The organism is Desulfobaculum bizertense DSM 18034 (genome assembly GCF_900167065.1).
GTDB classification, from domain to species: domain Bacteria; phylum Desulfobacterota; class Desulfovibrionia; order Desulfovibrionales; family Desulfovibrionaceae; genus Desulfobaculum; species Desulfobaculum bizertense.
The window spans coordinates 100,151-112,195 of record NZ_FUYA01000010.1; the positions used below are offsets into that span (position 1 = coordinate 100,151).

The window sequence follows — 12,045 nt, forward strand, 5'->3', positions numbered from 1 at the left end:
CCATGTACACACAAGACATGCATATTGACTGGAAACTTTTTTTGACTGCAATGGGGCTGGCCCTTGTTATGGAAGGCGTGTTCTACGCCCTTGCCGCACCAAAGCTCCCGAGTCTGTTCAAAATGATGGCCGAGCGGTCATCAGCAGAAATTCGTATCATGGGGCTGATGACCGCGCTTATCGGCCTGCTCGTTGTCTGGCTTGTGCGGACATAACCGCTTTCAAACGTTTATTTCTTTGTAGCAGTTTTCTTTACTGCTGTGGTCTTTTTTGTCTGGGCAGCAGTCTTTTTCTTTGCTGCTCCGCCTGATTTCTTGTCCGTTTTGGCCGCAGGTTCAAGCTTTTTTTCTTGCTTGGATGCTGTGGCCTTTTTTGTTGCCGCTTTTTTGCTCGTCTTTTTGGCCGCAGTTTTTTTTGCGGTGCTTTTGGCAGACGTGCTGGACGAGGCTTTTGCGGTCGTCTTTTTTTTCGCGGTGCTCTTTTTGGCTGGCTTGGCTTCGCCCTTTTTTTCGGACTTGGCCGCAGAGCTTTTCTTTACGGCGTTTTTTTTGGCCGTGCTGCTCTTGGCTGTTGAGCTGGCTTTTTTCTTGGGCGCAGCTTTTTTAGCGGCAGGCTTTTTGGGCTTTGGTGCTGCCTTTTTGGCCGGAGCTTTCTTTTTTGCTGCGGTCTTCTTAGGTGTGTCCTGCTCAATGGCCTTCTCATAGGCCGCAAGTCCGGCAGCGAGTCCCTCAGATGCCAGCTCTATGTCCTCTGTGCTGAAAGGCTCTTCTGGAGTCTCTTCATCCACAGGGATTTCTGCATTGATGCTTTTTTCGGCAACATGAATGTTGACGATGCCCGAGAGCAGGGGAACGTAGAACACTCGTTCAAAGCCTGCTTCGGTGATTTCTGAAACCAGTTCGCTGGCAACAGGGAAGCCATCAATGGTCTCTGCAAGGTAGGTGTAGGCGTCTTTGTCTCCGGAGAAAATTTTGCCGAGCGAGGGCAGAATCTTGTCCAGATAGACGTTGTACAGGCCTTTCCAGATTTTGTTCTGGCCCGACCCAAATTCGAGGATGCACATGCGTCCGCCAGGGACCAGAACGCGGTACATTTCCCGGTATGCGTCCATGCGGGGGCGAATGTTTCGAATGCCAAAGGCAATGGTCACATTATCCACGCAGGCCGTGGGGAGCGGCAGGGTACGTCCATCAGCCAGAACGGGCTGAATGTCTCTGCCGGAGTCGGTTTTGAGCTTGGTCTGTCCCTTCTGAAGCATGGCTTCAGTGAAATCCAGAGACAGCACTTTGCTTTTGGGGAACTGGCGCTTGATCTCCAGCGAGACATCAAGAGTGCCTGCTGCGAGGTCCAGAACGCGACCTGTTGGTCCGGGGCGGAGCATGCGCACCAGTCGGTGACGCCAGTAAATGTCCTGCCCAAGGCTCAGAAAGTGATTCAGAAAGTCATACCAGCCAGCGATGCGTCCGAACATGCCTGCCACACGTCCGGCGTGGTGAGATGGGTCGGGTTGTTGCATGATGTGGTGCCGTGCGTTTTAGCCCTCGTCATGGGCGTTGTCGTCAGGAGAAATCGTCGCCAGAACCTCGTCGTAAATCTTGGAGAAGTATTCCGAGAAATTCGTGGGGGATATGCGACCTGTTTCGATAAACTTGACCACAATTTCTTTAGTCACCTGCAAGGCGTTTTTCTGGAGCTTGTCCATAACAGCCTCCTCTTGGGGTACTGCGCTATGCAGTGCGTTTGAAAACCCGCCCGGGGGGAAACGCCATAAGACCACGGGTCAAAAGCTACCGGGCGGGGAAAAAGAATAACCCGAAAGGCCATCCCTTTTTGTTTGCGCCCTTTTAGCATGTCGCGCACGTGGCGTCGAGTTGTCATACGCTGCGTTTTGCGCTGGCTTCTTTGGCGCTGCATCGTAGTGATGCACCGCAAGAACAATGATTTCAGATGAAAGAATCTGCGTCGTGTGCATGACAGGGCATTCATGCGCATTGCGATACACAAGAATCTTGTTTTGTGTGTTTTTTATGGAGCGTGAGCATAAAAAAAGGCCCGCATAGCGGGCCTTTTGTACTGCAATACTGTGTTAGCTGAGGCTTTTGGCAAGCTCGGCAATCTCTTCGCGGATGATGCGGGCTGCTGCGGAAGGCACAGCAGTTTCGAGCTGCGTTTCCAGCTCAGAGATAAGTGCGGGCTGAAGTTCGGCCTTGAGCGCTTCGGCAAGCTGTGACTCCAGCTCGGAGCGCAGGTCGTCGATTTCTTCGCGCAGTGCCGTCTTGAGTGTTCCGACCAGCTCGTCCAGAAGTTCGCTTTTGATTTCTGCCTTGAGTCCTTCCAGCATTTCGGCTGGGACTTCCGGGGCAGGAGCGTCTGCAATGCTCTTTTCCAGCGTTGCAAAGCGTTCATCAAGCGTCTTTTCCAGCTTTTCGCCAATGAGCTGCTCCACACCACCAAGACGTTTTTCCATCTCGGCGTACAGGGCATTCAGGCGGTCCAGCTCAGATGATGGCGCCTTGCTCTCAATGTTTCTGCTACTTTCGTCCAGCACCTCAAGGCGCTCTTCGTGGGCCTCAAGACGCTGGCGCAGCTCTTTCAGTTCTGCCTTCATGCTGTCCTGCGCCTCATTTAGGGGCTGGAGTGCTTCGGCAGAGGCGACTGCGGCGGCAGCTGGGGCAGCAACGGGAGCTGCTGCATCCAAAAAGTCGGCATTAGGCGTGGCTGCGGGCTTGTCTTCGGCAAAGAGGTCATCGTCAAGCGTTTCTGCTTCCGGAGAACTCAGTGGGGAATTCAGCTCGTTGTCCAGCAGATCCTCATCGCCACCAAGGTCGTCCCCAAGCTCATCATCAAGACCATCAAAGTCGTCGCCAAGCTCGGGCATTGCTGCGTCCATATCGGCCGCAGCGTCTTCAAAAATTTTGTCTTCGTCAGGAAGGCTTGGCGGCTCCTGGTTGCGGGGCTTGTCGCTTTCCGCTGCCCGCGTTGCCGGGTGTCCTTCCAGATCGTCCAGCAGGTCATCCAGACCACTCAGATCAATGTCATCATCATCTGTGGTATTGTCTTCTGCCGGTGTCGCCTCTTCCAGCAGGTCGTCCAGCTCACCAAAGCTGTCGTCTTCTGCCGGGGCAGCACTGTGCATCTCTGGCTCAGGGGTGCTCATGTCTCCCTGTTCCACTTCACCAAGCAGGGAATCAATGTCGTCGCCAGAATCAATGTCGCCGAGGTCGTCCAGCAGCTCTTCTGTTTCCTCTGGAGTAGGGCGAGAGCTGTCGCTGGTGACTGGATCGTCATCATCCAGTCCAAAGTCATCCCCAAGGTCGGAGAGGTCGATGTCCTGAACCTCTTCGGAGTCGGAGTCGCCGTCTTCAGCAAAAAGGTCTTCAAGCTCTTTCTCAAAGCTGCTGTCAAAATCTTCCGCTGCGTTTTTGTCCGTCAGCGAACCTTTTTGAATAATATCGGTGTCAGTCAGTTCAAGAATATCTGGGGTGCCTTTTTCCTGTGCCATGGGGTACCTCTTCGCCCGTGCGGGCAAAACATAAAAAAAGGGGGCCACGATGGCCCCCTCGTGACTTACGCAATTATGCGTGGCAGCCGGACTTTTTGCAACCAGTCAGCTTTTTCTTGAGAGCCTTGTCGCCCTTGTGCTGCTTGGCAACTGCCTTGTGGCAGCTCAGGCAGGACTGAGGATTCTTGGCTTTCTTGGAATGCATGGCCTTGTAGTAAGAGTCCTTGCCCTTTGCCTTTTTGTCCAGATTGTCGTGGCAACCAGAGTCGGAGCACTTCTTGATTGCAGACTTGCCGTCCCAGTTGTGGTGGCAGGCTTCACACTTTGCATTTTTATGCGTGGAGTGATTGAACACGACAGGCTTTTTTGTCGCGCTGAGCTTGAGACCGTCAGCAGGTGCGTCTGCTGCGTTCAGAACCGGCAGTGCACAAAAGCACGCCAGAGCGAAACAGACAGCGCAAAGAGAAATAATCTTTTTCATCTCGCGTTTACCTCCTCAGGGTAAAGATAAAGTATTCACACGGTTCCTCTATTGCTTACGGTCAATCGTGTCAAGCAGCGGACATTTTTGTGATTAGTCTCTCATATCGACCATGCTTGATTTTTCTTTATGATGTAGCAGTAAGCTCAAGGAAGTTGCAGTGCAAAATATCACAACCTTATAGGCCTTGAGAAGGGGGAGTGTAACTGGTCACTCAACTCGTTCCTATAGAGATTTATCTATGCATGAGGTCAAAGCAGTGTGTCGCAAGCCAGTCTATAACCAAATTTGGATTTACAGCGGTGGGCAAGTTTAACGCGTCTTCGGCATAACTCATGGACAAGTCGAATTTTTTGAGGCGGGCGAGATCAAGGCGTGCAGCAAGCAGGCGTCCAAGTGAGCCTGCATCCTGACCAGAGAGCAGGAGAGCCAGCTCGCGGCGGCATCCCTGTATTATCTGTAATGCAATGTCTTTGTTCATTGCTCCCTTGGCACTGCTTTTTTTGAACCAGCCTTTGCCTGTCTGCAAGAATGCTTCAAAGCTTTTCAGCCACTCAAGGGTTTCCTCGGAAAGAGGAGGGTGGTGGGGCCACGGCAGGGTGAGAACCCAGCTCCGCGATACAAGGGTTGGCAGGAGTCGTTCGCGGTGAGGCGCCAGCAGCACAAACAGGGTGCCGGGGCATGGCTCTTCCAGTGTTTTGAGAAGGGCATTGGCAGAAGGCACAAGCAGTTCCTGCGCTTCAATAAAAATGACAACACGTTTGCCATTGCCGCGCGGGGACTGGCCAAACAGCGGTTTCAGCTCGCGAATGGTGTCAATTTTGATTTTCCCTTCTCGGCCGTCCAGCGTTATGACGTCGGCATGTGCTCCCTCTTCCACCTGAATGCAGGCCGGGCAGTGGCCACACGCAGAACCGCTCTCGCAGTTGTTGAGCTTTGCCCAGAAGCGTGCGGCTTCGATACGCTCATCTGTGCTGCCGCCTTCGAGCAGCAGGACTTGTGGCGGGTCATTCTTGAGTCGCTGAAGAATGTCCGAGATGTGCATTGTGTGGGCGTGTTCCATGTGGCTCTCCGGGAGAGGTGACGCAATAAATATTCTGAGACTATGGCCGTGATTCTGTGCAGTATTGTGCCCGCGCTCCGGATTCTCCGCAAGGCGCTTCTGGCTCACTCTGCACTCGGCGGTGTACCGCATGCGCCGTAGTAACGCAAACTCCAGACCCCACAAGGAGCTGAGAACTGTATGAATTCGCTTCACAATGAAATTCAGGCGCTTGGAAAACTTTTATGTGCCAGAAATGAGCACATTGCAACTGCCGAATCGTGCACTGGTGGGCTGATCTCCAGTACGCTGACTGACTGCCCCGGAAGTTCCGACTGGTTTCTTGGCGCGCTCGTCGCCTATTCGAATGAGATAAAGAATGCCCTTCTCAAGGTGCCCACTGAAACCTTGCAGCAGCACGGCGCTGTGAGTGAGCAGACTGTTCGGGCTATGGCTGCCGGTGCCTGCTCTCTGCTCGGTGTTGATCATGCTGTGGCTGTGTCGGGCGTTGCGGGACCCGGTGGCGGCTCCCCCCAGAAGCCCGTTGGCACGGTCTGGATCGGCTGGTCTGTGGCCGGTGAGCTTTCGGCACACTGTTTTCACTTTAGTGGCTCGCGCTCCGAAGTGAAGCAGCAGACTGTGGAGCAGGCTCTCCGCGGTCTCTCCTCCCGACTCGCCGCGCTCTAAAAACTTTTCGGGACCGAGAGCGTCTGCCCCCGGTCCCGAAATGGTGCGAAGCATGTTCAACATCCGTGTTGTTTGCTTCGTGTCTGTCGTGTGCGCCCCAGGCGTCCATGCCTGTTCGCTCACGTCATTTTACATGTAGTCTCCGCGGTTCATCTTGAACCGCTCTGTGGCTGCCAGAATTTCAACTTCATCCACGATTGATCCCATTTCCGGGTTTTCCGTGGAAAGGTTTGGCCATTTTTCGCGGAGTGAAGCAAGGTCGCTCTCAATTTCCTTGAGAGTGCCGTCTGCCTCGCGCAAACTCGTGTTTTCGGATTTCAGATCAACTGTGTATTTGTCCCAGTTGTTCATCACTCCGTCGAGCTGGTCCATGAGCTGGCTTCCCCGTGCTCCAGCAGCTCCAACCTGTGTCGACTCCTGCATTGCAAGGATCTGTCCGGGGAGAAGCCCAGACACTGGCGACTTGGGAAGGCTTGCGCTTTGTGCTGGCTTTCCACTCTTCTCCAGCTCGCCGCTTAAAAGCTTGCCGAAAGTGTCGTCTTTTTGATTCACTCGCTGTTTCTGCGACTGTTCGTTTTGAAGTCCCTGTATTTTTTCAGGATTTATCTTCATGTTCTCTCCTCATCCAAGAAATTTTTTCTCTCTGCCTGAAAAACCAGCAAAAAGCCTGCCAAGCTCGTGTTTACAGGTATTTTTGACGGACGTCCCTTTTTTTCACCACAAAAAGCGGCATTTTTTTCCTCTTGACTGATTTCTCTCTGCAATTGAGCAGTCACTCTTTTCCCGCCCGTTCTATTTTTGCCGCCAAATAGGGAAAATCCGCGCAGTATGTCAGATTTTTCTTGTGGAATTGGCTCGATATGGGTACTTCTTAAACTAGACCACGTTCTTTTAAATCGAGTTTACAGCAAAACCTTTCAGGGAAAAAATAGGTCTGTTGCGACCTTTGGGTCTTAGCCCCATATGGAGGTAGTTCTATGAGACAGATTAAAAAGATTTTGTGCGCAGTCGACTTCTCTGACTACAGCCCCCGCGTTGCTGAATACGCCCGGCTCATGGCAGAAAAATTCGACGCTGAAATTACAGTCGTCTACATTGCCCCCTCTCTGAACCAGTATGTTGGCTTTCACGTCCCGCCCTCAAGCATCGAAAACTTTGTCGGTGAAATCGTGAGCGGCGCTGAAAGCACGATGGACCACTTCATCGAAAAGAACTTTAAAGGACTTACCGTCTCCGGACGCGTCGGTACCGGCTACGCCGCAGAAGAAATCCTGCAGGCCGCCCTCGACGACTCTGCCGACCTTATCATTATCGGCACCCACGGACGAAAAGGCATTGACCGCATTCTCTTCGGCTCCGTCGCAGAAAAAGTCGTCAAAGGCTCTCTCTGCCCCGTCCTTACCGTCCGCCCCGGCGACGAGTAAATAAACTCCTGCTTTCTCGCGCTCCTCAAAGCCCCCTTTATGGGGGCTTTTTTTGTGGGCACTGCCCTGCGCGCTAGTGCTGGATGGGCAGGAGGGGGAAAAGTTGGTGCTGCATGGGTGGGCGGGGGAAAGTTGGGGGCCTGCCCCAGCACGTTAGTGCTGGATGGGCGGGTGGGAGAGAACCGGGGCCAGCCCCGGACCCCGCGTAAGGGAATGATTCCCTTACGTATCCTCATCGAGTTTGAATTCCATCCACGCTTCGCGTGAATGGAATTCAAACTTGTTGGGCATAACGTCGAGAGTCTCTTTCTCTTTTGCGAGTTGCCACCATTTTCTTTTTGAACGCTTGCGTTCAAAAAGAAAATAAGTGCGGCAGAAAAGGCAAAAGAACACGCATTCGGGAAATGCCCACTAGACCGAAAAAAAGGGGGCCGGATGAAGGGGAAAGCCAAAGGCTTTCACTCATCCGGCCCCCTTTTATTTCGGGCGAACTTGGGATTCCCAAGGGCCTCGTCCTTGGGCGGGGTCAAGGGGCAGCGCCCCTTGCAGGGTTTGGGGCAGCGCCCCAATAAAACTGCGCCCCTTGTAGAGCACGAGACGGAGTCTCGTCCCCCCCCTCGTCCCTCTCCACTATTTTTTGTGACAGCTACGACACTGAACGGGAGCGGAGCTGGAGGAGTGGCACCCTTTGCAGGAAGCGCGTCCTTTGTGGAAGGGGTTTTTGAAATACCGTCCGGAGCGGAGTTCTCTCGGGCAGTGTGGGGCGACCATGTCGTGGCAGCCGGAGCTGGAGCATCGCATAGTCTGCGGGAGTTCGTGAATAGTGTGATGACAGGCATCGCAGGCGAGTTGCTTGTGAGCCGAGTGCGGAAATTTGACGCGAGGCATCTTGGCGTAGAGGCCTTTTGGTCGAGACACGCGGACATTTTCATGAGGTGCGTCAGCTGGAGATTCGAGGGCGAAGCTCAAGAGGGGGGCACACAAGATGAAGAGGGCGAGACAAAGAACCTGCGAAGAGCGGAGCATGCTATTTCCCCATAGCGTATTTGTCTGCGTAGCCGCGGGGGGTCAAGATACGGTTTCCGACCTTGCGGGTCTGCGAGTTGCCGATGAAGACGATGGATAACATACCGATGTCTTCGGGCTTAACTTCGCCGAGGGTGGTGACCTGAATCTGCTGTTTTTCGCGGAATGCGCTGGTGACGATACCGATGGGGGTCTCTGGTGAGCGGTGCTCACGGACAAGCTCGAGGGCTTTTGGGAGCTGCCAGTCACGGCGCTTGGAGCGCGGGTTGTAAATAACGAGAGAGAAGTCTGCTGCTGCGGCGTGGGAGACGCGGGATTCAATGCGTTCCCAGGGTGTGAGCAGGTCAGACATGCTGATAACGGCAAAGTCGTGCATAAGCGGAGCGCCGAGCAGGGCTGCGCCAGCGGCGAGAGCTGGAATGCCGGGAATGACGTTGAGGGTCACGTCGTCGAGAAGCTCGCGTTTTTCGAGGACTTCGAGCACGAGGCCAGACATGCCATAAATGCCGGAGTCACCGCTGGAGATGACGACAGTGTCGCGGCCTTCGCAGGCAGCGTCAACAGCGGCATTCACGCGGTCGAGTTCTTTTTTCATGCCGGTGACGATGTGGTCTTTTCCCTGTTTGAGGGCATCGGGCACGAGGTCCATATAAGTGCCATAACCGACGAGCACGTCGCAGCGTTCAATGGCCTGAGCTGCGAGGGGGGCGAGAAGCTCGGAAGAGCCGGGGCCGAGACCTACGACAGTGACGGAACCTGTGCCACTGCAAGGGTGCTGTTCGATGTTTTTGTCTTCGGGACAAGCAGGCTTGGAGCCTGTGAGAGAATCAGTGCTGCTGCTTCGCATACGCTAGGGACCCCCATCCGCTCCAGAACGCGCTCTGATGGGTTGGGCACGCTCACGGCGGAGAGTTGTTCTTGGTTGTAAAAATGAATGGGAACGCGAAGGGTTCTGGCACATTCCAGAAGGCCTTCTTCATCACTTTTGGCGGTAATGGATGCCATGCCCAAAAGTGATTGTTCTGCCAGTCCGTGTTCATCCAGCACACGGTGGACATGGGCCAGCAAATCTGCGGCCGGAACTCCACGCCGACATCCCATCCCAAGGACGAGAGTGCGCGGGTGAAGGACGAGAACCTGCTCGGGAGTTTCGAGAGCCTGAACGGTGACGATGACGGCCGGGCCTTGTGCATTCAGGGCTTCATGCTGCGAGACATGCCTGAAAAGTTTTGCCCAGGGCTGTGCTGCGGCACGCGGGGACCGAAGCTCGAGCAGATTGTCCGGGTCAGAAAGAGCAACGGTGCGACTCTCCAGAAGGGCGCCGTTGACGTGCTTGACCGCGGAAATATTCCTGATTGAGGTCCCGTGCTCAAGGGCAAGGGAATCAAGGGAGGGGAGGCGTTCAGTGTCAGTTGCGGTGGTGATGACGGCCTGCCCGCCAGTGATGCTGGCGATTGTGGTGGCGAGGTCGTTTGCACCGCCGATGTGGCCAGAGACAAGGCTGATGCAGTGCTGGCCGCGCTGGTCAAGGGCGACGACAGCGGGGTCGTGCTGCTTGCTGCGCAGGTGCGGAGCAATGGAGCGCACGGCAATGCCGGTAGCGGTCACAAAGACATGCTGCTGAAAGCGGGAAAAATTCTGGGCAACGCATGCCATAAGCCCAGACATGGGGCTGGCATCAAAACGGGTGGCCAGCCGTTCGGGAACGAAAAGCTGACCACCCAGTTTGCGTGCAATACGGTGTCCCAGCTCTGCCCCCTGCCCTGTGACGGCATAGACCGCTGTTTGGGCTGTGCAAGAAGAATCGGGGAGCTGTGCTGTCATGTGGACTCCGAGTTAGAACTGAACCTTGCGGACAGCGGAGAGGAACTTGTCGTAGTCTTCTTCGGTGTGAGCAAAGGAAGTGAAAGAGCATTCAAATCCAGACGGGGCAAGGTTAATGCCTGCGGCGCGCATCTGGCGGTAGAAGCTGGAGTAGCGCTCGCAGTCTGCCTGCTGGGAGCTTGCAAAGTTCGTCACGGGCTGCTCGGAGAAGAACAGGGTGAAGATGGATGCAATGGTGTTGATGCAGACCGGAATGGATTTTTCGGCAAAGATGGCGCGCAGTTCGTCAACGAGCTGTGCTGTACGCTTCTCAAGTCCGGCGTAGTCAGCCTTGGAGAGCAGCTCAAGAGTTTTGAGACCTGCGGCCATAGCGACGGGGTTACCGGAGAGGGTGCCAGCCTGATAGACCGGGCCGACAGGAGCGATGTGGTCCATGACCTCACGCTTGCCGCCGTATGCACCGACAGGGTAGCCGCCACCAATGATTTTGCCGAGGGTGGTCAGGTCAGGCTCAATGCCGAAGCGGGAGCCTGCGCCACCAAAGGCAACGCGGAAGCCAGTGATGACTTCGTCAAAAATAAGAAGGGCGCCGTATTCTGTGGTCACAGCGCGAAGGCCTTCGAGGAAGCCTTCTGCGGGGAGCACGAGGCCCATGTTGCCAGCGCAAGGCTCAACAATCACGGCTGCGATCTCGTCGCCATGCTTGGCGAAGAGTTCGCGAACAGCTGCGAGGTCGTTGTATGGAGCAAGCAGGGTGTGCTTGACGGTTTCTTCGGGGACGCCGGGAGTACCGGGAATGGACAGGGTTGCCAGACCGGAACCAGCGCTTGCGAGGAAGCTGTCAGAGTGGCCGTGATAGTTGCCGACGAACTTCACAACCTTGCTGCGGCCTGTGTAGCCACGGGCAAGGCGCAGGGCGCTCATGGTCGCTTCGGTACCGGAGCTTACCATACGAACCATATCCATAGACGGCACAGCGTCCACAACGGCACGGGCCATTTCGACTTCCAGAGCGCAGGGAGCGCCAAAGCTGGAGCCTTTTGCTGCGGCGTCGCAGGCGGCCTTGTTCACGTCGGGCTGGGCATAGCCCAGAAGCATTGGTCCCCAGGACATGATGAAGTCCAGAAGCTCGGTGCCGTCGACAGTTTTGATGTGGGAGCCGGAGGCGCTTTCAATGAACAGTGGGTCAGCACCAACGCTCAGGCAGGCGCGGACCGGGCTGTTTACGCCGCCCGGAATCAGCTCTTTTGCCTGCGCAAAAAGTTTTTCAGAACTCGTCATAAGGAGTCTCCAGTCAGAAAATGCAGGGCATTTCCTGAACTCTGCTCATCCCTCTTCCAATAAAAAATGCAGAGTACCGCGCGAGGGAGTGCACGGCAGTGCAGCCGCTGGACGGCAGGATATTGCAATGTCCTAGAAATATTTCATGGACGATTTTTTCAGTTCCTTGAGACTTTCAAGGACTTCATATTTTTCCACGCCTGTTTCCTGAATCAGCTCGCTGACGACGCGCTTGTAGTCGTCCGGGCTTTGGCCGTGAATCATTGTATAAATGTTGTAAGGCCAGTCTTCGGTTCCGGGGCGATGGTAGCAGTGGGAAATTTCCTGACGGTCGGCCATTTTGTGGCCCGTTTCGGTGATCTTTGTAGCATCTTCCACGTGCCATGCAACCATGGCATTGAAAGCGTAGCCAGCCTTTTGGTGACGAAGCGTTGCCCCAAAGCGGCGAATTGCTCCATCGGCCTTGAGACTTCGGACAAGATCCAGCACGTCCTGCTCGCTGGCACCAACTTCTGCGGCGATGTCGGCAAACGGCGTGGCGCTGTCGGGCAAATCGCCCTGAATCCGGCGCAGAATCTGACGCTGGGTATCGGTAAACTTACGAGCTGCCATAGATTTCTTTCCTCTGTCTGGTAGGTGTGGAATCGGAATTTTTACGTTCTTCCGCGACAGTGATACTCAAGGGGAGCACCCCTTGCAAGCCGTGAAACTGAGCTTGCCCAGCACCTTCGGAATATGTAGCATCGACTTTAAGCAGTGAATGCGCAAAAACTGCGCT

Annotated in this window: 15 protein-coding genes; 3 read left to right on the forward strand and 12 right to left on the reverse strand. The window is 54.8% G+C overall.

The window, feature by feature from the left end:
* Positions 1-2 precede the first annotated feature (2 nt).
* The gene (locus B5D23_RS13115) at positions 3-215 is read left to right on the forward strand and encodes a DUF2065 domain-containing protein (RefSeq protein ID WP_233813190.1); all 213 of its coding nucleotides are present in this window, start codon (positions 3-5) and stop codon (positions 213-215) included.
* Between the two features lie 14 nt (positions 216-229).
* Here the strand turns inward: B5D23_RS13115 and B5D23_RS13120 are convergent, their stop codons facing one another.
* From B5D23_RS13120 to B5D23_RS13135, 5 genes are all read right to left on the reverse strand, one after another.
* Entirely contained in the window at positions 230-1,516 is a 1,287-nt protein-coding gene (locus B5D23_RS13120; protein ID WP_234985100.1) for a ubiquinone/menaquinone biosynthesis methyltransferase, read from the reverse strand.
* 18 nt (positions 1,517-1,534) lie between these two features.
* A complete protein-coding gene (locus B5D23_RS15145; RefSeq protein WP_200803665.1) occupies positions 1,535-1,702 on the reverse strand; it encodes a hypothetical protein in 168 nt (55 codons plus the stop codon).
* Positions 1,703-2,086: 384 nt separating this feature from the next.
* Positions 2,087-3,502: a hypothetical protein gene (locus tag B5D23_RS13125; RefSeq protein WP_078685902.1), complete on the reverse strand. Its 1,416-nt coding sequence runs from the start codon at positions 3,500-3,502 to the stop codon at positions 2,087-2,089.
* A gap of 73 nt (positions 3,503-3,575) precedes the next feature.
* Complete coding sequence (locus B5D23_RS13130) at positions 3,576-3,983, reverse strand: cytochrome c3 family protein (protein ID WP_078685903.1); 408 nt, start codon at positions 3,981-3,983, stop codon at positions 3,576-3,578.
* Between the two features lie 235 nt (positions 3,984-4,218).
* Complete coding sequence (locus tag B5D23_RS13135; RefSeq protein ID WP_159446008.1) at positions 4,219-5,046, reverse strand: DNA polymerase III subunit delta'; 828 nt, start codon at positions 5,044-5,046, stop codon at positions 4,219-4,221.
* A 180-nt stretch (positions 5,047-5,226) separates the two neighbouring features.
* Here B5D23_RS13135 and B5D23_RS13140 point away from each other — a divergent pair, with 180 nt between their 5' ends.
* A complete protein-coding gene (locus B5D23_RS13140; protein WP_078685905.1) occupies positions 5,227-5,712 on the forward strand; it encodes a CinA family protein in 486 nt (161 codons plus the stop codon).
* Positions 5,713-5,841: 129 nt separating this feature from the next.
* Here the strand turns inward: B5D23_RS13140 and B5D23_RS13145 are convergent, their stop codons facing one another.
* Both B5D23_RS13145 and B5D23_RS15095 read right to left on the reverse strand, forming a co-directional pair.
* Complete coding sequence (locus B5D23_RS13145; protein ID WP_078685906.1) at positions 5,842-6,324, reverse strand: hypothetical protein; 483 nt, start codon at positions 6,322-6,324, stop codon at positions 5,842-5,844.
* Complete coding sequence (locus B5D23_RS15095; RefSeq protein WP_159446009.1) at positions 6,321-6,488, reverse strand: hypothetical protein; 168 nt, start codon at positions 6,486-6,488, stop codon at positions 6,321-6,323. Before B5D23_RS15095 ends, B5D23_RS13145 begins: the two co-directional genes overlap by 4 nt.
* A gap of 201 nt (positions 6,489-6,689) precedes the next feature.
* Here B5D23_RS15095 and B5D23_RS13150 point away from each other — a divergent pair, with 201 nt between their 5' ends.
* Positions 6,690-7,136 carry a universal stress protein gene (locus B5D23_RS13150; RefSeq protein WP_078685907.1) on the forward strand — a complete coding sequence of 149 codons (447 nt, stop codon included), beginning with the start codon at positions 6,690-6,692 and terminating at the stop codon, positions 7,134-7,136.
* A gap of 630 nt (positions 7,137-7,766) precedes the next feature.
* Here the strand turns inward: B5D23_RS13150 and B5D23_RS15360 are convergent.
* The 5 genes from B5D23_RS15360 to ahbB all read right to left on the reverse strand — a co-directional run bounded on the left by B5D23_RS15360 (position 7,767) and on the right by ahbB (position 11,879).
* Entirely contained in the window at positions 7,767-8,162 is a 396-nt protein-coding gene (locus tag B5D23_RS15360) for a cytochrome c3 family protein (RefSeq protein ID WP_078685908.1), read from the reverse strand.
* Position 8,163: 1 nt separating this feature from the next.
* A complete protein-coding gene (cobJ, locus tag B5D23_RS13160; protein ID WP_078685909.1) occupies positions 8,164-9,009 on the reverse strand; it encodes a precorrin-3B C(17)-methyltransferase in 846 nt (281 codons plus the stop codon).
* On the reverse strand, positions 8,901-9,986 hold the full coding sequence (locus tag B5D23_RS13165) for a cobalt-precorrin 5A hydrolase (protein ID WP_078685910.1): 1,086 nt from the start codon (positions 9,984-9,986) through the stop codon (positions 8,901-8,903). Before B5D23_RS13165 ends, cobJ begins: the two co-directional genes overlap by 109 nt.
* Positions 9,987-9,998: 12 nt before the next feature.
* Positions 9,999-11,267 carry a glutamate-1-semialdehyde 2,1-aminomutase gene (gene hemL, locus B5D23_RS13170; RefSeq protein WP_078685911.1) on the reverse strand — a complete coding sequence of 423 codons (1,269 nt, stop codon included), beginning with the start codon at positions 11,265-11,267 and terminating at the stop codon, positions 9,999-10,001.
* 132 nt (positions 11,268-11,399) lie between these two features.
* Positions 11,400-11,879, reverse strand: a complete 480-nt coding sequence (gene ahbB / locus B5D23_RS13175; protein WP_078685912.1) for a siroheme decarboxylase subunit beta — start codon at positions 11,877-11,879, stop codon at positions 11,400-11,402.
* Positions 11,880-12,045: the final 166 nt, after the last annotated feature.